We start from the raw sequence: 20,775 nt of genomic DNA on the forward strand, positions 1-20,775 counted from the left end.
AAAGGCCGCGGGCCGCCGCCCTCCCTTTCGTGAAGAAAGGACGACGACCCACTAACCAGGACAATCACCCCATGTGCGGGTACTCCCAGGCCGTCGGCGGCTCGAACGTCTCCTTGATCGTCCGCGGCGAGACCCACCGGAGCAGGTTCAGCATCGAGCCGGCCTTGTCGTTGGTGCCGCTGCCCCGGGCGCCGCCGAAGGGCTGCTGACCGACGACCGCTCCGGTCGGCTTGTCGTTGATGTAGAAGTTGCCCGCCGCGTTGCGCAGGGCCGCCGACGCCCAGTCGACGACCGTACGGTCGGTGGCGAAGATCGAGCCGGTCAGCGCGTACGGGGAGACCGCCTCGGCCTGGGCCACCGCGCCCTCGAAGTCGCCGTCGTCGTAGACGTGCACGCCGAGGATCGGGCCGAAGTACTCGGTGGTGAAGACCTCGTGCGCCGGGTCCGTCGACTCCACCAGCGTCGGGGCGACGAACCAGCCCTCGCTGTCGTCGGCCGTGCCGCCGGCGAGCACCGTGCACGAGGCGCTGTTCTTGATCCGGTCCAGGGCCTCGGCGTGCTTGGCGAACGCCCGGCCGTCGATCACCGCGCCGCCGAAGGTCGACAGGTCGGTGACGTCGCCGTACTTGATCGAGGCCACCGTGGCCGCGAGCCGGTCCCGCAGGCCGCCGTCCCAGATGCTGCGCGGCACGTACGCCCGCGACGCCGCCGAGCACTTCTGGCCCTGGTACTCGTACGCGCCCCGCACGAGCGCGGTGTGCAGCGCGTCCACGTCGGCGCTGGCGTGCGCGAAGACGAAGTCCTTGCCGCCGGTCTCACCGACCAGCCGCGGGTACGACCGGTAGCGGTCGATGTGCGAGCCGACCTCGCGCCACAGGTGCCGGAACGTGGCCGTCGAGCCGGTGAAGTGGATGCCGGCCAGGTCCGGGTCGGCGAGCACCACGTCGGAGACCGCGAGGCCGTCGCCGGCGACCATGTTGATGACGCCCGGGGGCAGCCCGGCCGCCTCGAACAGCCGCATGGTGAAGTGCGCCGAGAACTGCTGGGTCGGCGACGGCTTCCAGACCACGGTGTTGCCCATCAGCGCGGGCGCCGCCGGCAGGTTGGCCGCGATGGCGGTGAAGTTGAACGGGGTGATCGCGTAGACGAAGCCCTCGAGCGGACGGTGGTCGAAGCGGTTCCAGATGCCGGGCGCCGACTGCGGCTGCTCGCTGAGGATCTGCTCGCCGAAGGCGACGTTGAAGCGCAGGAAGTCGATCAGCTCGCAGGCGGCGTCGATCTCGGCCTGGTACGCGGACTTCGACTGGCCCAGGATCGTGGCCGCGTTCAGGGTGTCCCGCCAGCCGCCCGCCAGCATCTCCGCCGCGCGCAGGAAGACGGCGGCGCGCTCGCTGTAGGGCAGCGCACGCCAGCCCGGGGCGGCGCGCTTGGCGGCGGCCACGGCGGCCGCGGCGTCCTCGTGGGTCGAGTTGCCGGTCACGCCGAGCACGTGGTGCCGGTTGTGCGGCTGCACGACGTCGATCCGCTCGCCGCCGCCCATCCGCTGCACGCCGTCGATGGTGTTCGTCAGCTCGAGGCGCTCGGCCGCGAGGGCCTCGACCCGCGCTTGCAGGGAGAGGCGCTCGGGGCTGCCGGGCGCATAACCACGTACGGGCTCATTCCGTGGCACGGGCACGGAAAAGTGGGCGTCCATCACGTACTCCTCGACCTTGTGGGTTCAGCTGAGCCGACATCGTGTGTCGCGCGGCTCCATCCTCGCACGCGCGGGGCGGCCTCCCGGGGCGTCGGAGGTGCCGGTGCGGCCGCGTACCCTGAGGCCCATGAGTGAGGCGGACAGCGAGGTCACGAAGGGCAAAGCAGCCCAGGAGGGACCGGAACGGGCATCCTCCCCCGGCATCGTCCTGGCGGTCGCCGGCCTGCTGTGGACGGCCGCGATGATCTGGTCGGCGCGGGCCTCCATCACCCGCCACACCAACGCCGAGATGGAGGTCACCTCCACCGCCTACGCGATGCCCGGAGCCGTCTCCGCCAGCCTCGTCGCGGGCGCGGCCGTCGCCCTGGCGGTCCGGGCCTTCCTCGCCCGCAACGGCCGCGAGCCCGGCGTCACCGTACGCTTCGTCCTCGCCACCGGAGCCGGCCTCGCGGTCGGCCTCCTCGGCGCCCTGGCGTTCTTCACGATCAACACCGAGGGCTGGATCTACGCGGTCGTCGCCGGCACCGTCGCGGCCGCGGCGACGATCGGCGGCACCCTGGCCGGCTTCCGCTACCCCCGCGTGACCGCGGCCGCGTGCGCCGGCGCGATCGCCGTGTTCCTGGTCCGGATGCTGCTCAGCTTCGGGCAGGACACGCTGCTGCCGGCGCTCGGCGCGGGCGACACCGCGGCCTCGCAGGCGAGCGCCGCGGGATACTTCGGCTTCGTGCAGGGCGCGATCGCCGGCCTGGCCGCCGGGCTCGTCGCGTACCGGCTGATGCGCCACGCCCACCGTCGCAGCGGCGCCGACGTGCAGTGGCCGCTCTACGCCCTCGCGGGCGCGGGACCGGGTCTGCTGCTGGTCGTCGCCGAGCTTCTGACGCGTACGGCGGGAGCCCGGGTGCTGGAGCTCGCCGGCAAGATCAGCGAGCTGGAGCTGACGGTGCAGCAGGTGCTCAGCGGGACCCGGCTGAACATCGCGCTGGTCGTGCTCTTCGTGGGGGCGTTCACCGCGATGGTGGCGGTGGGGCGGACGCTCGGCTCCCCCACCGACCCGGCCACAGACGCCTCGCCGGCTTCTGCCACACCTTCGACGGCCACCGCGGCTTCGACCGCCACGCCGGCTTCTTCTGCCGCCCCCGCTTCCGCTGACGCGCCAGCTTCCTCGGCGACGCCGGCCTCTCCAGCCACGCCGGCCTCTCCAGCCACGCCGGCCTCTCCAGCCACGCCGGCCTCTCCAGCCACGCCGGCCTCTGCAGCCACGCCGGCCTCTGCAGCCACGCCGGCCTCTGCAGCCACGCCGGCCTCCTCGGCCACGCCGGCCTCCCCCGGCTCGCCGGCCCGCAAAGAAGACTGACCGGGCCAGGCCGGAGCTTTCAGACCAGCTCGTCGATCTCGCTGACCGCGTACCACTCCAGCTCGTGGTCCTCGGCCCCGTCGACGGTGAACTGGGCGTCCGGGTCGCCGGCCAGCGCCTCGTCGACCACCTCCGCGGCCGCGGCGACCGCCTCGGCGGCGTCGGTACCGTCCACGTGGATGGATGCGACCTCCTTGAAGGAGACGGGCTGCGGCAGGCGCACGGTGCTCGACCCCAGCTCGACGTCCTCGCGGACCAGCCCGGTCGAGGCCACGTCGGCCGACACGACCACCCTCCGGCGCGGCGCCGCGGGATCGTGGCGCAGCAGCTGCAGCGCGGCCTGTGCGGCGCGGGTGAAGGCGACGTACTCCAGCTCTTCCTCGTCGCCTTCCGCGTACCACTCCCGCAGGGCGGGGGTGACGGCATGCGCGACCACCGGGCCGTCGCCGAGCCGGCCGGAATCCCGGAGAGCGGCCAGCATCGGCACGGTGGCGGGCACATACACCCGGACCAGATCGGTGATCGGCACTCTCATCCCCCTGGGCGACTCGACCGTCCCTCTAGTACACCGCCGCGCACGCTACCGGACGACGCGTTCCCGCTGTGCACTCTGGGGATCTCTTGCACCAGCCGCAAGCAAACGGTGGCAAACTGAGGACACGTGCGCCACACCGACGACCGGAGGACCCGTGGAGGCCAGGTTCATGCTGCTGTCCGACGTGGCAGCCGAGCTGAACGTCTCCGACTCGCAGGTCTACCACATGGTCCGCAGCGGGGAGCTGCCCGCGATCAAGATCGGTGGGCGCGGTCAGTGGCGCGTGGAACGGGCCAGGCTCGAGGAATACATCGAGCGCAAGTACGCGGAGACGGCGGCGTGGGTGCAGGAGAACCCGCTGACCGAGCGCGACGCGGACTGAACCTCCCCGGTTTTCCACAGCATCCGAAGCTGGCATTGACGCTTCTCCACACCCTCGGGACACTCGTTGTCGTAGGCAAACGAAGGCAAACGCAAGGATCGGGGTGAAAGATGGCAACGGCCACCTGGGAGAGGCAGCGGACCGCACCGGCGATCCGCCTCCGCAAAGCACCGCGCGGCGAGCCCGGCTTCGACGACGAACGCGAGCCGGACCCGTGGCAGTCACCGCATCAGCTGGCCCTGGACTGGTCCCGCCTCGCCGCGGCAGGCCCCGCCCGGACGTCCCCGCCGTCCCGCCAGTCCTGGCCACCGCAGCGACCCTCGCTACCCCATCAGTCCTCGCCGGCCCGGCGGTCCTCACCCACCGAGCACTCCTCGCCCACCGAGCACTCCTCCCCCAAGCAGCACTCCTCCCCCATGCAGCACTCCTCTCCCACACAGCATTGCTCGCCCACCGAGCACTCCTCGCCAGCCCCGCCGTCCTGGGTATCCCAGCCGTACCCGCCATTCCTGCCAGCCCGCCGGACGGTGGTGTCCGGGGCTTCGGCCGACGCCAAGCTGGCGGTCCGCAGGTTCGTGCACTCCTGCGTCGAGGTCCTCAACGGCTACCGCCCGGCGACGCACCTTCGCAGGCTCGCCCAACCCCGCGAGGCCGCCGCGGTAGTGGCACAGGGCGTCGCGGCGGCCCACAAGGTGGCACAAACCCGCGTCAGACGGCACGATGCCGGCCCGCAGGGCCGTTTCCGGGCCCGCCGTCCCGCACCGGTGGCGGTGCTGAGGTCCAGCCTCTGCGAGCCCCGCCCCGGCGCGGTCGAGGCCGCCGCGGTGCTGATCGTCGGCGACCGCACCCTGGCGATGGCCTTCCGCCTGGAGCAACACGACCAAGCCTGGCTGGCGACCGTCCTCCACCTGCTCTGACCGCGGCCCTGCCCCACTCTGACCGCGGCCCTGCCCCACTCTGACCGCGGCCCTGCCCCGGGCCCTGCGCCCCTCTGAACCCGGCTCTGCGCCGGCTCCGACCGCGGTTTCCCAGGCGAACCGACCCCGCTCGCCCACCCGAGCCGGACCACGGTGCTGCGCCCGAGCCCACCACGGCTTCTGGCATCTGAGCCGACCACGCAGCCCCCCGGGGCGTCCGCTGAGCGGTGCAGGCGGCGGCCGTCCTGGGCCTCACGCGCCCGGACGAGAAACACCCGGCCTCGGCGAGCGAACTCGCGCGAGGCCGGGTGCGGAAAGCTCCGACGGATCAGGCGTTGCCGGGCGCGCCGTGGCAGCGCTTGTACTTCTTGCCCGAGCCGCAGTAGCACGGCGCGTTGCGGGACGGGCCGCTGCTCGCCTCCGCCTCGCCGGAGCCGCGGCCCGACGGGGCCCGGTGCGCGCCGGTGTGGGCCGGGCTGGCCGGCACCACCGGGGCGGGGCCGATGCCCAGTGCGGGCGCCTGCTGTGCCTCCTGGATCTGCGGGGACCCGGCGCCGGCCTCGCCGTCGATGGCGGGGGCGGTGTACTGCAGGTTCTGCGGGCGGCGGCCGCCGCCGAGGCCCTTCGCGCGGACCTCGACGTGCTGCTCCGGCTCCTCGGCCGCGGTGGGCATGGCGCGGGCCTGGGACGGGTCGACCGTGACCGTGGGCGCCTCCTCGACCTGGACCTCCAGGTTGAAGAGGAAGCCGACCGCCTCCTCCTTGATGCCCTCCATCATCTGGTTGAACATGTCGAAGCCCTCGCGCTGGTACTCGACCACCGGGTCGCGCTGGGCGTACGCCCGCAGGCTGATGCCTTCCTGCAGGTAGTCCATCTCGTAGAGGTGCTCGCGCCACTTGCGGTCGATGACCGCGAGCAGGACCTGGCGCTCCAGCTCGCGGACCGCCTCTTCGCCCAGCTCCTCCTCGCGGGCCTGGTACGCCCGCTGGGCGTCCTCCTTGATCCGGGCGATGAGGAAGTCCTGGTCGAGGCCGCCGCGCTCGCCGCCGGCCTCCTCGACGACGTCGTCGATCGTCAGGCTCAGCGGGAACAGCCGCTTGAGGTTGGTCCAGAGCTGCTCGAGGTCCCAGTCCTCCGCGTACCCCTCGGAGGTGGCGGCCCGGACGTAGTCGGCGACGACGTCGTCGACCATGTGCTGCGCCTGGTCGTGCATGTCCTCGCCGTCGAGCACGCGCTTGCGCTCGGCGTAGATGACCATGCGCTGCTTGTTGAGCACCTCGTCGTACTTGAGGACGTTCTTGCGGATCTCGGCGTTCTGCGCCTCGATCTGGGTCTGGGCGCTGCGGATCTGGCGGGTCACCATCTTCGACTCGATGGGGACGTCCTCCGGGATGTTGAAGCGGTCCATGACCGCCTCGACCGCGCCGGCGCGGAACCGCTTCATCAGGTCGTCCTGCAGCGACAGGTAGAACCGCGACTCGCCCGGGTCGCCCTGGCGGCCGGAGCGGCCGCGCAGCTGGTTGTCGATGCGGCGCGAGTCGTGGCGCTCGGTGCCGAGCACGTAGAGGCCGCCGGCGGCGATGACCTCGGCCGCCTCCTGCTCGCAGGCCTCCTTCACGGAAGGCATGACCTCCTCGAGCGCCTTCGCGTACTCCTCCGGGCTCTCCACCGGGTCGAGGCCGCGGTGGTGCAGCTCGGACGCGGCCAGGAACTCGGGGTTGCCGCCGAGCAGGATGTCGGTGCCGCGGCCGGCCATGTTGGTGGCGACCGTGACCGCACCCTTGCGGCCGGCCTGCGCGATGATCTGCGCCTCCTGGGCGTGGAACTTCGCGTTCAGCACGCTGTGCGGGATGCCGCGGCGGCGCAGCAGCTGCGAGAGGATCTCGGAGTTCTCGACCGACACCGTGCCAACCAGCACGGGCTGACCCGTGGCGTGCCGCTCGGCGATGTCCTCGATGACCGCGTTGAACTTGGCCTTCTCGGTCTTGTAGATGACGTCCGGGTGGTCGATGCGGATCATCGGCCGGTGCGTCGGGATGCTCACGACGCCGACCTTGTAGACCTGGTTGAACTCGCCGGCCTCGGTCTGCGCCGTACCGGTCATGCCGCCGAGCTTCTTGTAGAGGCGGAAGTAGTTCTGCAGGGTGATGGTCGCCAGGGTCTGGTTCTCCTGCTTGACCTCCACGCCCTCCTTGGCCTCGATGGCCTGGTGCATGCCCTCGTTGTAGCGGCGGCCGTGCAGGATGCGGCCGGTGAACTCGTCGACGATCAGGACCTCGCCGTTCTCGTCGACGATGTAGTCCTTGTCCCGCTTGTAGAGCTCCTTGGCCTTGATGGCGTTGTTCAGGTAGCCCACGAGCGGGGTGTTCACCGACTCGTACAGGTTGTCGATGCCGAGGCGGTCCTCCACCCGGGCGACGCCACGCTCGGTGATGGCGACCGTACGCTTGGCCTCGTCGACCTCGTAGTCGCCCTCGCCGTCCTTGCCGCGCTGGAGGCGGCCGACCAGGGCGGCGAACTCGCCGTACCAGCGGGCGGAGTGCTCGCCCGGGCCGGAGATGATCAGCGGGGTGCGCGCCTCGTCGATGAGGATGGAGTCGACCTCGTCCACGATGGCGAAGTTGTGCCCGCGCTGCACCAGCTCGCTGGCCGACCACGCCATGTTGTCGCGAAGGTAGTCGAAGCCGAACTCGTTGTTCGTGCCGTACGTGATGTCGCACTGGTACGCGGCGCGGTGCTCGGCGGCGGGCCGGTTGGGCAGGATCACGCCGACGGTCAGGCCGAGGAACGTGTGCACCCGGCCGACCCACTCGGCGTCGCGCTGGGCGAGGTAGTCGTTCACGGTGATGATGTGCACGCCCTCGCCGCCGAGCGCGTTGAGGTATGCCGGGAAGACGCCGGTCAGCGTCTTGCCCTCACCGGTCTTCATCTCCGGGATGTTGCCGAAGTGCAGCGCGGCGCCGCCCATGAGCTGGACGTCGTACGCCCGCTGGCCCAGCACCCGGCGCGCGCCCTCGCGCGCGACCGCGAAGGCCTCGACCAGCAGGTCGTCCAGCGACGCCCCGTCGGCGATGCGCTGTTTGAACTGCTCGGTCTGCTCCCGCAACTCGTCGTCGGTGAGGTCGGTGTACTCGTCCTCGATCGAGTTGACCGCATTGGCGATCGCCTTGAGGCGGCGCACCATGCGGCCTTCGCCGGCACGAAGGACTTTTTCCAAAATCGACACGGGTCAACGCTCCCCTAGACGGTCTGCGGAACCATCGTAGGCGTCTTCCCTCGCGTGCCGTGACCCGAGCCTCCCAGTAAGCTCGCAAAGAGGACGAAATAGGGCCTGGAGTTCGCTGACAGCGCATCTTTCCGCCAGGCTGCAACCCGGCGGCACGCTCGGGCGTCGTGCCGGGCGCGCCGCGCCGTGAGGCCTGGTCACGCCGTCCCCCGGGCCGGCTCGTCCCCTTCTGCTGGCGCGGCGTCGTCACCTGCCGGCGGCAGGGTCATCGTTGGCGGAGGCGGACGGGCAGGCGGCGCCGGTACGGACGCTTCCGGGCGACGAGGCGGGCGGACCCGCCCGTGGCGGCCGGGAACGCCGAGGTAGGGGTCCGGGCGTGTCAGAATCCGGCCCGATGGACGGCCTGTCGTGGCAGGCCGTGACGACGTGACTCCCGGGTGGCTGGCGTCTCCCCACCCCCTCGTCGAGGCGGGCGGCACGGCCGCCGGGCGACATGGCTGCGAAAGGTGACTCTACGTGATCGTTCCCGCGATCCCGGGCGACGGCGTGCGGCTGCGCGGCCTGCGCCCGGAGGACCTGGACGACCTGCTGGCCGGCTACAACGACCCGGACATGCGCCGCTTCGCGACGGTGCTGCCCGTGCCGTTCACTCGCGCGCACGCCGAGGAGTACATCGCCGAGCTCGCACCGCGCATGTTCGCCGCCGGCGGCGGCCTCTACGCGGTGGCCGACCCGGTCACCGATCGGCTGCTCGGCGGCGTCGGCATCGACCGGGTGCAGCCGGGCCGGGCGCAGGCCGAGATCGGCTACTGGACCGGGACGTGGGCGCGCCGCCGCGGCGTGGCCACCGCGGCGGTCCGGGCGCTGGCCGGGCACGCGTTCGACACCGGGCTGGCCCGGCTGGAGCTGCTCACGCACCGGGAGAACGCGGCGAGCCAGCGCGTCGCCCTGGCGGCCGGCTTCCGGCCCGAGGGCGTACGCCGGGCGGCCCTGCCCGGCCCCGGCGAAGACCCGGCTCGCGTCGGCCAGGACGGGTCCCTGGGGCAGGCCCGCGAGGACGCGCTGGCGTACGCCCGGCTGGCCGACGACCCGCCGGGACCGGTCGAGCGGCTCCTGCCCGACCTGCCCGGCGGCGAGCTCACCGACGGCGTGGTGACCCTGCGCCCGCTCGCCGCCTCGGACCTCGCCTTCTATGCGGAGCTCCACTCACAGGAGGACGTCGTGGCGACCACCGTGCCGCCCGTGCCGCCCAGCCCCGAGGAGATGCGGCGCCGCTGCGCCTGGTCCGCCTCGCACTGGCTGGCCGGCGACCGCGCGGACCTGGTCATCGTCGACACCGCCACGGGCACGCCGACCGGCGAGATCGGCCTCTACTACCAGGAGCCGCGCACCGGCCAGGCGATGATCGGATACAGCATGATGCCCGCCTGGCGGGGCCGCGGCTATCCGACGCGCGCGGCCCAGCTGCTGTCGCTGTGGGCGTTCGCCGAGACGGGGGTCGCCCGCCTCATCGCGGGGGCCCTGCCGACGAATCTGGGGTCGCAGCGGGTGCTCGAGAAGGCGGGGTTCAAGCGGGAGGCGTACCTGCGCTCGCGCCTGCCCGGAGCCGGAGGGCGCCGCAGCGACGACGTCCAGTTCGCCCTCCTGGCGGAGGATCTTCTCACCGAAGGCCCCCGCCTCGACGGCTGACCTGGTCACGCCCCGGCCGGTGACCATCGCGCGGCCCCGGCCGGCCGAGGCCGCCGAGCCGGCCGGTCGCGCCCGTGCCCGGTGCCCGACCCGCACCGCTACCGTCGGCGGCCCGCATCCGCGCGCCCGCGACCCGCATCCGTGCAGCGCCGACCACCCGTGCGGCGCTGCCTGCTTGCGTGCGCGCTTTTGTGGAACGCCGACGTGCGTCCCTTCATGGACGCCGATCTGCGTGCGGCCCGGCCCGCTTCCGTGCGGCACCGACCTCCGGGGGCGGGATCCCCGCCGACCGGAGGAAAGCCATCACGAACGGCCGTGGTGTCGCCGGCACCCGCCCTCCGGCGCGGGATCCCCGCCGGTCGAAGGAAGGCCGTCAGGCACAGTGGTCAGGCGCTCGCTTCCAGGCTGAGGATGCCGTAGTCGTAGCCCCGCCGCCGGTAGACGACGCTGGGCCGGCCGCTCTCCTTGTCATGGAAGAGATAGAAGTCGTGGCCGACGAGCTCCATCTGAAAGAGGGCGTCGTCGACGGTCATCGGGTCCGCGGGGTGCTCCTTCTCGCGGACGATGCGCCACGGCTGGTTGTCGTCGTGCTCGGCCAGCTCGAGGGCGGCGGCGGTGTCCTCGACCTGCGGCGTGACGCTCGGCAGGTCGGTCGGCAGGCCGGCGGTGGCGGCGGCCACGGAGACCGGCGCGTGGCGTCCGCGGTGCACACGCCGGCGATCAGCGGCGCGGCGCAGACGGCCGTCGAGCTTGTTGATGGCGCCGTCCAAGGCGCCGTAGAAATCCTTGGCTGTGGCTTCGGCCCGGATGACGGGCCCACGGGTCACGACCGTGATCTCGACGCGCTGGCAGTTGTCGGACTGCCTCGGGTTGCGCTCGTGGAAGAGCTCCACGTCGACCCTGATCAGCTTCTGGTCGTAGCGCTCGACCTTTGCCAGCTTGTCGGCGACATGTTCCCGGTAGTGATCGGGAACCTCTACGTTGCGGCCCTTGACGACAATGTCCACTCGTGACCTCCCCCAACGTTGGCACTTCGACGCGGTGGTGCTGGTACCGGTGACGCCGGGGATCACGGAGCGATCCCGCGCACATGACCGATACGGCTTACGAGGACACTCCTTTCCGGTGCGGCGGGTCAGAATCTGGTCGACTTCGCTCCGGTGGCGGGTGGGCGAGCTCGCTCACCCTCGTCACCATGACGCTAACCTGCCGACGGCCGCCCGTCACCCCTCGTTCGGGGAACGGATCCAGGGACTTTCGTCCCCGACGCCGCCCGGACGCGGACCTCGTCCCGCGCCGTCCCGCGAACCTTGCGCAGCCGCGTCGCCGCCAGCACTGCAGCACCCGCGACCTGCATGTCTGCCTCCCGGAGCCGTACCGTCACCGCGGCCAGAGTGGCCCCCGTCGTGACGATGTCGTCAACCACTATCAGGGTGCCTCCGATCGTCGGCCGCCGCCGCGGAATGCGGATCCGAGCACCCTTGATTCGCAGGGAATTCTCAGCGGCCGCCGCCCGTTCGGCTACCGTCAGTGACGCGGAGTCAGGGCGCGGGAGCGCGCGAAGCACCCGCCCGACATCAGCCTGCCAACCGGCCACCCGCAACCGGCGCACTGCGTGTGCGGCCAGTCGCGCCATGTGATCGCCCCCGCGCTGCCGCGCCGCGCTCGCGGTGGAGGGCACCGGCACCACCAGCATCGGTACGCCACGGCCGCCGCCCGCACGGCTCGCCGCCTCCACGACCGCGCCGGCGAGCAAGGCGCCGAGGGGACGGGCGAGCCGGTGCCGCTGCCGTTCCTTGTACGCCAGCAGCACCCCGCGCAGCGCCCCGGCGTAGCCGCCCACGGCCACACAGCCCGGCATCCCGGGCGGCGGTGGTTCCGGTGTCGTCGCGTACGGCCGCAGCGCCTCCAGGAACGAGACACACGGGCCGCAAGTGCCATACCGCAACGGCACTCGCTCGGCGCCACAGCCGGCACAGGCGCTCGGCATCACCAGGTCGGCGAGGTCGGCACCGAGCCGGCTGATCACGCCCGCCACCTCGGCTCGGGGGCCCGGGCTCGGGAACGGGCCCGGCCGGCAGCAGCTCGGCCGCGCCCAGCCCCGCCGCCCGGACCCGGCCTGCGCCCACCGGAGTCCCGGACCGGGATCCCCGCACCCCGGCCTCCGCAAGCCCGAACCGCCATGCCGAAAATCCGCCTGTCGCAGTCTCTTGCGCCGTGCGGTGAAGGGGCGAAGCCCGGCGAACGAGCGCCCCGCAACACTTGCCTGTGCCGTTCAGCGCAGGAAGAACGGCGAGACGGGCGCCATTCCGGGGACCGGGTCGGGTACCGGATCCGCCAGGTCCGACACCTTGATGTTCTCCGGCAGCCCCGACAGCGCGTCGAACGCCGCGCCGTTCGCCATGTACTGCACGACGTCCGGCGACGTCTTGCCGCTGACCGGGCTCACCGGGTACGCCGCCAGGTAGGTCACGGTGTCGGTGCCGATGTCCGGCTGCAGCTCGCTGTGCTGAATCCCGTCGATCGTCGTGTCGATGATGGCGACGCGGTCCTTGTCGGCGCGCTTGCCGGCCACGATCAGGGAGGACTCGGTCCCCCAGTCGACGGCGGACACCGACTCCAGCGCCGGCACCTGGACCTGCGACGGGGTGGAGAGCTGGGGCCCGTCGGCGCCGGTGTTCAGCACCGCCAGATAGAGCACGCCACCCACCGCCAGCGCGATCCGCCGCCCGTCGGGTGCGACCGCCACGGCCGAGATCCAGCCGTCCGCGCCCGGCACCGCCACCCGGCGAATCTGCGAGCCGTCCGCCGAGAAGCTGTGCAGCTTCCCGCCGACGGTGATCAGGCCGATGGCGCCGGTCTTCGGCTCGTCGGACGAGATGGCCCAGACGGGCTGGCCGGTCGAGCCGCCGGGCAACTGCACCGGGCGCAGATCGGTCTGCTCACCCATCGGCGCGCCGCCCACCCGGAGCACCTGGCGCTTCTTGTCGGCGGTGACCAGGGCCGCATATCGCCAGTTTCCCGGGCCGGGCGTGACGCCGTGCGCGATCGCCGCCGCCTTGACGTTGCGATTGGCCCCCGGCCGGATGACCGGGATCGCATCCGTGGCACCCGGCGATCGCGACATCCGCCGGATCTGGCCGTTGAAGATGACGAACCGCTCGGGCGGGTCCGGGAGCCGATAGGTCGGGTTGCTGGTCAGGTAGTCGTTGCCGTCGTAGTCGTTCTGCTCCTGATTGCCGATCTTCAGCTCCAGGACGCCGGGCAGATTGGGCCTGAGCGACCACATGAGCTGGCGCCGCAGCTGGTCCAGGGCCTTCGGCTGGTCCGGCGGCACGGACTGCGCGCTGAGGGTGATCTGCAGCTTGTCGTTGCTGACAGCGGGCACGTTGCCGAGCAGCGCGGTGCCGTCGGGCAGCGGCTCCACGGCGTCGGAAAGCCAGCGCGCCGGCCCCTCGATGAGCCACTTGATGATCTGCTGCGGCTCCTGCTCGGACGGCATGTCCTTGGGCAGGTACCGCACGTCCGGCACCAGGGAGGTGCGGTCCTGGTTCCAGAAGTAGATCGGCCGGCGCTCGAAGTAGTTGTTGAGCGCCGTGTCGCTGAGCAGCAGCACCTGCGGCGCCTCGGTGACGAAGAAGCCGGCCTGGTCGGCGATCGACTTGACGGTGAGCGGGTACGGCGTGACGCCCTTGTCCGGCACGGGGTCCAGCACACCGTTGTGCCCGAGCACCCCGACCGTCCGTGCGTTCACGGTGACCTTGTCACTGCCGGGGTTGACCAGAGGATTGTCGATCAGGCGCACCACCCTGATCTCGCTGGACGCCTTGAACGTCGCCGCGGCGGAGGGCGAGAGGAAACTCTTCACCCGCGCGAGCGCGCCGTCGGGATCCCCGGCGGCGGCCTCGAGGTAGTACTTCACCAACTCGGCCGTGTCTCTGGCGGACGTGCGGTCGTGGCGTGCCGGCGCGCTGTCGTCGCCGGAAGCGAAGCCCCGGGACGGGCCGGACCCGATATGCACGACATCGGTGTTGTCGGGAATGCCGCAGCCGCCGAGCACCAGGGCACCGGCCAGCGCGGCGGCCACCAACGCGCCGGACCGGCGCCGGACTCGCGCCCCGACACGCGACAGGCTCTGCCTCACCGTCCCACCTCCGCAGGCTCGTCGACGCCCTCACCGTCGGCATCCCGGTCCCCGGGCACCGACACCCCGCCACCCGCGCGGGAACCGCCACCGCCAGCAGAGGTGCCGCCGGAGACCGAAAGGTCACCCGGCGAAGCCCCGCCCGACGGACAAGCGCCGTCCGGGCGCGTGTCGCTGCCCGCGTCATCCGACGACGCCGCTTCTCCGGCATCGGCCACAGCGAGAGTCGGATCCGCCCCGGCGGACGCGACAGCGGAGACGGCCGAGACAGAGCCGGACGACCCGGCGACGACAGCTGCCGGCTCCGAGTCGGAGGCCTTGGCGGCCGGCCCGCCGGCGGACGCCCCGGCGGCAGAGGCTCCCGGACCGGCGGCCGACGGCCGGGTGACAGGGGCTTGCGGGCCGGGGATGGGTGATGGCGGAAGTGGCGAGGCGGGGGCTTCGTCCGTGGTGCGGTCGGCGGGAGTGGGGGGCGGGGGGAGCTCGTCGACGGCGCGGTCGCGGGGGATCAGCGGGAGGGGGGCCGCGACCAGGCGGTCGCCCGAGCGCACCGGCAGGGTGAGACGGAACTGGGCGCCGCCGCCCGGTTCGCCCCAGGCTTCGAGCCAGCCGCCGTGCAGGCGGGCGTCCTCGACCGAGATGGACAGGCCGAGGCCGGTGCCGCCCGTCTGGCGTGCCCGGGACGGGTCGGCGCGCCAGAAGCGGTTGAAGACCAGGCGCTCCTCCCCCGGCTTGAGGCCGACGCCGTGGTCGCGCACGGTGATGGCGACCGCCGCCTCGTCGGTGGCCAGGGTGACCTCGACCGGCTTGCGCTCGCCGTGCTCGACGGCGTTGCCGATCAGGTTGCGCAGGATGCGCTCGACGCGGCGAGGATCGACCTCCGCGATGACCGGCGTCTCCGGCAGGCGCAGGTCGATCGTCACGCCCACCCGCTCGGCGAGGCCGGCGAGGCGCTCGGCGACCCGCTCGACGATGGGCACCAGGTCGGTGTGCTCGGCGTCGAGCGCGGCGAAGCCGGCGTCGAAGCGGCTGATCTCGAGCAGGTCGGTCAGCAGGCTCTCGAAGCGGTCCAGCTCGGCCTGGAGCAGCTCGGCGCTGCGCGCCACGGCCGGGTCGAACCCGTCGCGCTCGGCGAAGATCAGGTCGGCGGCCATGCGCACGGTGGTGAGCGGCGTCCGCAGCTCGTGCGACACGTCGGAGGTGAACCGCCGCTGCAGCCGGGACATCTCCTCCAGGCGCACGATCTGGCGCTGGAGGTTGGCCGCCATCTGGTTGAAGGAGGCGGCGAGCAGGGCCAGGTCGTCCTCGCCGGCGACCTTCATGCGCTGGTCGAGCAGGCCCGCGGAGAGCCGCTGGGCGGTGCGGGCGGCGACCCGGACCGGCGTCACCACCATGCGGGTGACCAGGCCGGCGACGACGCCGAGCAGGATCACCAGCGCGAGGCCGGTGACCAGCACCGTCGTGCGGATCTGGTTGGCGGCGCGATCCTCGGTGGTCAGCGGCACGAGGTAGTAGAGCTCGACGTGGCCGAAACTGGTCGGCACGGGCGAGCCGTACACCAGATACTTGGTCTGGACGCCGCTCACCTGGGCGGTGCGGATCTGCTGCACCACCAGGCTCTTGCCGGAGACGTCGCGGATCATCTCCGGGGTGATCAGCGACGCGGTGTCGACCTTGGTGGAGGTGACCGGCTCGAGGTCGGCCGGGAAGGTGTCGGCGCGCAGCGAGACGATCGCGCCGCCGCTCTCGGCGGGGTCGCCGTCGGCGAGCCGGGTCACCGTGTCGTTCATGGTGGTCGACAGCTTCGGGTCGCGCACCTGCCGGTGCACGGTGAGCTGCCGGTAGGCATAGTCGACCTTGCGCTGCAGCTGCGAGTAGACCTCGTCCTCGGCGCGGTCGAGCAGGATCTTGGTGCTGCGGTCGGCGATGAACCAGCCGAAGCCGCCGACCAGCAGGCTGGACGCCACGAGGGTGAGGGTGACGACCCGCAGATGCAGGGAGCGCCGCCACGCCCGGCGGGCGGGGGCCGAGACCCTCATCCACCGGCGCACGGCGGCACGCCAATAGCGCCGCACCACCCTGAGGGTGCGGCGGATCGGCATCGGGAGCCAGGCAGGAGCACGCATCGGGGGCAAGGTTAGTCCCTCCGGGGCCTCCAGCCCGCCCCACGCTGCTTACCGGTCTCTGACGATTCCGGCCGAGCCGAAAGGCTCGGAAGAACGACGGCCGGGAAACCCGGCCAGACCGCGGAAACGCCGCCGGGCCCGGAAACATCGCCGGCCGCGGGAAACACCCCAGGCCCAGGAAGCGACGATCAGCCGGTGCCGGCCTTGTACCCAACCCCCCGTACGGTCAAGATGATCTCCGGCCGCTCCGGATCCGGTTCGATCTTGGCGCGCAACCGCTGGACGTGCACGTTGACCAGCCGCGTGTCGGCCGCGTGCCGATATCCCCAGACCTGTTCGAGCAGCACTTCCCGGGTGAAGACCTGGCGCGGCTTGCGGGCGAGCGCGACCAGCAGATCGAACTCGAGCGGCGTCAGCTTCACCTCCTCGCCGTCGCGGGTGACGGTGTGCGCGGGCACGTCGATGGTGATCTGGTTTCCGGGCGGTCCGATGGTCAGCAGCTCCGGGGCGGCGTCCTCACCGCGGCGCAGCCGGGCGCGCATCCGCGCCACCAGTTCCTTGGGCTTGAACGGCTTGACCACGTAGTCGTCGGCGCCGGACTCCAGCCCCAGCACCACGTCGACCGTGTCGCTCTTGGCGGTCAGCATGACGATCGGGATGCCGGACTCGGTGCGGATGGCCCGGGCGACGTCGATGCCGCTCATGCCGGGCAGCATCAGATCGAGCAGGACGATGTCGGGTCTGTTCTCCCGGAACGCGGCGAGGGCCCGCTCACCGTCGGCCACGAAGGAGGGCAGGAAACCTTCGCTGCGCAGGACGATGCCGAGCATCTCCGCCAGCGCGGGGTCGTCGTCGACGACGAGTACGCGGGCTCTCATGCGATCCAATATTGCACTGTCCCCTTCCGGCCCGTGTGACCGCCCGTCGATCAAGCGCGGGTGGCGCAGCCGATAATGGCCCGGCGGACGCCCGAAATCCAGACCCGGCCCGGTCCTCCGACCGCGGGGAACACGCCGGAGTCACCCGCGAGGGCAGACGATCCGAGCCCGCGGGGAAACCGCGGGCCCGGATGATGACGTCAGGCGAACAGCGTCTTTCCCCAGTAGTCGTCCGTTCCGGAGACGCCGGGCGGACAAGCGAACAACCCCTGCGACACCGGCTTGAGGTACTCGTTCATCTCGTCGTGCCGGGACAGGTTGAGCTGCACCGGCACGAACTGCTTGCGCGGATCCCGCTGGTACGCCATGAAGAACAACCCGGCGTCCAGCCGCCCGAGACCGTCGGAGCCGTCGACGTAGTTGTATCCGCGGCGCAGCAACCGTGCCCCGTTGTTCGACTTCGGGTGGGCGAGCCGTACGTGGGCGGTGTCGGGCAGCGACGGCAGGTCGGGCTCCTCGAACTCGTCCGCCTTGCCCAGCGGCGCGCCGGTGCCCTTGTGCCGGCCCACGATCGCCTCCTGCTCGGACAGCGGCGAGCGGTCCCAGGTCTCGATGATCATGCGGATCTTGCGGGTGACCAGGTAGGAGCCGCCGGTCATCCACTCCGGGCCGTCGCCGGGCCGGGCCCAGACGTGCTCCTCGACGAGGTCGGTCTCCTCCGACTTCACGTTGGCCGTGCCGTCCTTGAAGCCGAAGAGGTTGCGCGGGGTGGCCTGGGTGCGCGATGTGGACGACGTACGCCCGAAGCCCAGCTGCGACCACCGCACGCTGACCACGCCCATGCCGATCCGCGCGAGGTTGCGGATGGCGTGCACCGCGACCTGCGGGTCGTTGGCGCAGGCCTGCACGCACAGGTCGCCGCCGGAGAGCGCGGGGTCGAGGACGTCGCCGGGGAAGTGCGGCAGGTCGGCGAGGGCCGGCGGGCGCTTCGCGGCGATACCGAAGCGGTCCCTGCCCGCGCCGTCGCGGAACAGCGTCGGGCCGAAGCCCACGGTCAGGGTGAGCCCGGACGGGGGCAGCCCGAGCGCCTCGCCGGTGTCGTCCGGCGGCGCCTCCGGGATGCCGTTGACGGCCCCGATCTCCCCGGCGTCCCGGCCGGCCGTCATGCGCGCGGCGGCCGCCGTCCAGTCCTTCAGCATCCGGACGAGGCGCTCGCGATCCTTGGTGATCACGTCGAAGGCGACGAAGTGCAGGCGGTCCTGGGCGGGCGTGAGGATGCCCGCCTGGTGCGCGCCGGTGAAGGCGATCGCACCCTCGGCGGCATTGCCCGCCTCGTCCTGGGTCGCGCCCCGGGCGAGAGCACCACCCACCGCGGCGGCGCCGGCGATTCCGGCCACGCCGACGCCGGCGAGCGCGATGGCTCGCCGGCGGGACACGGAGCTGTCGGTCATGGGAGCCCCTACTTCTTGGAGACGACCGCGGCGACCTTGGAGATCGGCTCGGCCAGCGCGTTGATCGCGTCCGACAGAGCCTTGAGGTCGGCCTTGCTGAGCTGGTTGTGCAGCTTCCAGCCGTCGCCGGCGCGGTGCGCGGACAGCGCGGCGTCGACGTTGGCGAACTCGGTGTCGAGCGTCTTGACGAGGGCGGGGTCGCGCTCCTCCAGCACCGGGCGCAGCGCGGCGATCGCGGCCTTGGAGCCCTCGACGTTGGCGTTGAAGTCCCACAGGTCGGTGTGCGAGTAGCGGTCCTCCTCGCCGGTGATCTTGCCGGAGGCCACCTCGTCGAGCAGTTCCTTGGCGCCGTTGGCGAGCTGCAGCGGGGACAGCTTCTCGGCGTTGGCCTTGGCGACGATCTCCTTCACGTCGGCCAGCAGCTGGTCGGCGATCGGGCCGTCCTTGGAGACGTCGGGCTTCGCCGCCCAGAGGTCCTTCTCGAGGCGGTGGAAGCCGGTGAACGCCATGCCCTCCTCGATGACCTCCTCGCGCCCGTCGATCTTCGGGTCGAGGTCGCCGAAGATCTCCGCGACCGGCTCGATGCGCTCCCAGTACGTACGGGCGATCGGGAACAGCGCCTTGGCCTTGTCGACGTCGCCGGCCTTGACCGCGGCCACGAACTCCTCGGTCTTGGGCAGCAGCGCGGCGGTCTGGCTCTTCACGTAGCGCGAGTAGCTGGCGGTGGCGTCGGCCAGCTTGGCGTCGGCGGTCAGCGGGGTGGCCGAGCCGGAGACGGTGAACGCCGCCCGGATGCCCTTGCCGATCATGCCGGGCTTGCAGGCGGTCTCGTACGACCCGGCCGGCAGCTCGACGTGCAGCTCGCGGGAGAGCCCGGGCGCGATGTTCTCGACCTCGCCCATGACCCGGTCGCCGGCGGCGTACACGTAGAACTCGGTGACCTTGTTGCCGCCGTTGGTGACGGAGAAGACGCTGGTGCCGGCGGCGGTGGTGTTCCGGGCGACCTCGCAGGTCGTGTCGGAGGCCTTGACGGCGATCGGGCCACCGGCGGCCGCGGTCGAGCCGGAGCCGCTGGTCCCGGAGTCGCCGCTGCAGGCGGCCAGGCTGCCGCCGAGCAGTCCGGCGGCGGCCAGCGCGAGCAAGGGGGTGGTACGCATGGAACGGTTCTCCTACTGCTGAGGCGCGGACGCCGGGGCGGGGGTTTCGGTGACGGGCGCCGGCGCCTTCCCGCGCGCGGGCCAGAGGAAGATCGCGAGGACGGGGATCCCGTACGCGGCCCAGGCGGCGGTCTCCAGCACCGACGCCGTGGGGGTGATGTTGAACATTCCGGTGAGCAGGGCGGTGTACCAGGCGCTCGGGTCGAGCACGCCGCTCACGTCGTACGCCAGGGTGTTGAGCCCGGGCAGGACGTTTGCCTCCTGGAAGTCGTGCACGCCGTATTTGAGGATGCCGGCCGCGACGAGGATCAGCAGCCCGCCGGTCCAGGTGAAGAAGAGCGTGAGGTTGATCCGTACGGCGGTCGCGTACATCAGCCAGCCGATGACGACGGACGACGCGATGCCGGCGCACAGACTGACCAGCGGCCCGGAGCCGGACGACGCGCCCTGCACGGCGGAGTAGAAGATCAACGAGGTCTCGAGGCCCTCGCGGATCACGGCGAGGAAGGCCATCACGGCGACCGCGAGCGAGCCGACCGCGAGCGCGTCCTGAAGCTTGCCGCGCAGCTCGCCGGCGATGGAGCGGGCGGCCCGGCGCATCCAGAAGATCATCCAGGTGACGAAGCCGACGGCGAGGATCGAGGTGACCGCCTCGAACAGCTCCCGGTGCTCGTACTTCTGCAGCAGCGTGGTCGAGGTGTAGCTGAGCAGCCAGCCGAAGAAGACCGAGAGGGCGACGGCGAGCCCCACGCCGGACCAGACCTGCACGAGGCGGTCCTTGCGACCGGACTTCACCAGGAAGGCGACGAGGATGCTCACCACCAGCGTGGCTTCCAACCCCTCGCGCAGGCCGATGAGGTAGGTGGCGAGCATGGCACTCCGTTTGCTAAGGCATCCCTAACTTAGGTTCGGCACACCTTAGCCACGGCGCAGGCTCATCCGTCAAGCCCCGCTTGCGTCGCTCCCGTCACAGAAGTGTCGTGGCGGGCGGCTCGAAGGGAACCACCCGCCACGACGGCTGGTCAGCGGTCGAACTCACCGTCGCGGACGCCGGCGAGGAAGTCGGCCCAGCGCTCGGCCGCGAACTCCAGCACCGGCCCGGAGGCGTTCTTGGAGTCCCGGACGAAGACCACCGCGGTCGCGGGGGCCACCTCCACGCAGTGTCCTGCGGCGGCACTGCGGCTGCTCTTGTGCCAGGTCAGGGTGCGCTGCTGCAATGTCAT

The 20,775-nt window shown here is 71.8% G+C and carries 15 protein-coding genes and 1 pseudogene; 4 read left to right on the plus strand and 12 right to left on the minus strand.

All coding sequences use genetic code 11. From position 1 onward, the window contains the following. Positions 1-64: 64 nt before the first annotated feature. Positions 65-1,693 carry an L-glutamate gamma-semialdehyde dehydrogenase gene (gene pruA / locus IEY99_RS18880; protein ID WP_189205024.1) on the minus strand — a complete coding sequence of 543 codons (1,629 nt, stop codon included), beginning with the start codon at positions 1,691-1,693 and terminating at the stop codon, positions 65-67. Positions 1,694-1,820: 127 nt separating this feature from the next. Here pruA and IEY99_RS18885 point away from each other — a divergent pair, with 127 nt between their 5' ends. Next, a complete protein-coding gene (locus tag IEY99_RS18885) occupies positions 1,821-3,047 on the plus strand; it encodes a hypothetical protein (protein WP_229798959.1) in 1,227 nt (408 codons plus the stop codon). A 19-nt stretch (positions 3,048-3,066) separates the two neighbouring features. Here the strand turns inward: IEY99_RS18885 and IEY99_RS18890 are convergent, their stop codons facing one another. Further along, positions 3,067-3,570, minus strand: a complete 504-nt coding sequence (locus IEY99_RS18890) for a DUF6912 family protein (RefSeq protein WP_373293403.1) — start codon at positions 3,568-3,570, stop codon at positions 3,067-3,069. Positions 3,571-3,751: 181 nt separating this feature from the next. Between IEY99_RS18890 and IEY99_RS18895 the strand changes: the two genes are divergently transcribed. Both IEY99_RS18895 and IEY99_RS18900 read left to right on the plus strand, forming a co-directional pair. Continuing rightward, positions 3,752-3,964, plus strand: coding sequence for a helix-turn-helix domain-containing protein (locus tag IEY99_RS18895; protein ID WP_189205807.1), 213 nt, complete (start codon positions 3,752-3,754; stop codon positions 3,962-3,964). 110 nt (positions 3,965-4,074) lie between these two features. Then, positions 4,075-4,881, plus strand: a complete 807-nt coding sequence (locus IEY99_RS18900) for an Rv3235 family protein (protein WP_189205028.1) — start codon at positions 4,075-4,077, stop codon at positions 4,879-4,881. A gap of 328 nt (positions 4,882-5,209) precedes the next feature. Here IEY99_RS18900 and secA read toward each other — a convergent pair whose 3' ends face one another. Continuing rightward, complete coding sequence (gene secA, locus IEY99_RS18905; RefSeq protein ID WP_189205030.1) at positions 5,210-8,107, minus strand: preprotein translocase subunit SecA; 2,898 nt, start codon at positions 8,105-8,107, stop codon at positions 5,210-5,212. Between the two features lie 516 nt (positions 8,108-8,623). Between secA and IEY99_RS18910 the strand changes: the two genes are divergently transcribed. Continuing rightward, positions 8,624-9,796, plus strand: coding sequence for a GNAT family N-acetyltransferase (locus IEY99_RS18910; RefSeq protein ID WP_189205032.1), 1,173 nt, complete (start codon positions 8,624-8,626; stop codon positions 9,794-9,796). Between the two features lie 386 nt (positions 9,797-10,182). Here the strand turns inward: IEY99_RS18910 and hpf are convergent, their stop codons facing one another. From hpf to IEY99_RS18955, 9 genes and pseudogenes are all read right to left on the minus strand, one after another. Beyond that, the gene (gene hpf, locus IEY99_RS18915) at positions 10,183-10,803 is read right to left on the minus strand and encodes a ribosome hibernation-promoting factor, HPF/YfiA family (protein ID WP_189205808.1); all 621 of its coding nucleotides are present in this window, start codon (positions 10,801-10,803) and stop codon (positions 10,183-10,185) included. 194 nt (positions 10,804-10,997) lie between these two features. Next, complete coding sequence (locus IEY99_RS18920) at positions 10,998-11,786, minus strand: ComF family protein (protein ID WP_189205809.1); 789 nt, start codon at positions 11,784-11,786, stop codon at positions 10,998-11,000. A gap of 285 nt (positions 11,787-12,071) precedes the next feature. Further along, positions 12,072-13,940, minus strand: a complete 1,869-nt coding sequence (locus IEY99_RS18925) for an LpqB family beta-propeller domain-containing protein (RefSeq protein WP_189205033.1) — start codon at positions 13,938-13,940, stop codon at positions 12,072-12,074. A gap of 485 nt (positions 13,941-14,425) precedes the next feature. After that, positions 14,426-16,042: pseudogene (gene mtrB, locus IEY99_RS18930) on the minus strand (MtrAB system histidine kinase MtrB); the annotation flags it as partial. Positions 16,043-16,254: 212 nt separating this feature from the next. Further along, entirely contained in the window at positions 16,255-16,944 is a 690-nt protein-coding gene (gene mtrA / locus IEY99_RS18935; protein WP_071802806.1) for an MtrAB system response regulator MtrA, read from the minus strand. 200 nt (positions 16,945-17,144) lie between these two features. Continuing rightward, a complete protein-coding gene (gene efeB / locus IEY99_RS18940) occupies positions 17,145-18,395 on the minus strand; it encodes an iron uptake transporter deferrochelatase/peroxidase subunit (RefSeq protein ID WP_189205034.1) in 1,251 nt (416 codons plus the stop codon). 8 nt (positions 18,396-18,403) lie between these two features. Beyond that, the gene (gene efeO / locus IEY99_RS18945; protein ID WP_189205035.1) at positions 18,404-19,552 is read right to left on the minus strand and encodes an iron uptake system protein EfeO; all 1,149 of its coding nucleotides are present in this window, start codon (positions 19,550-19,552) and stop codon (positions 18,404-18,406) included. Between the two features lie 12 nt (positions 19,553-19,564). Then, positions 19,565-20,425, minus strand: a complete 861-nt coding sequence (gene efeU / locus IEY99_RS18950; protein ID WP_189205036.1) for an iron uptake transporter permease EfeU — start codon at positions 20,423-20,425, stop codon at positions 19,565-19,567. Positions 20,426-20,574: 149 nt separating this feature from the next. Next, positions 20,575-20,775 (minus strand): DUF397 domain-containing protein, encoded by a 201-nt coding sequence (locus IEY99_RS18955; protein WP_189205037.1) that lies wholly within the window; start codon positions 20,773-20,775, stop codon positions 20,575-20,577.

Origin of the sequence: Couchioplanes azureus (assembly GCF_014648355.1) — a bacterium.
In the GTDB taxonomy this organism is placed as follows: domain Bacteria; phylum Actinomycetota; class Actinomycetes; order Mycobacteriales; family Micromonosporaceae; genus Actinoplanes; species Actinoplanes azureus.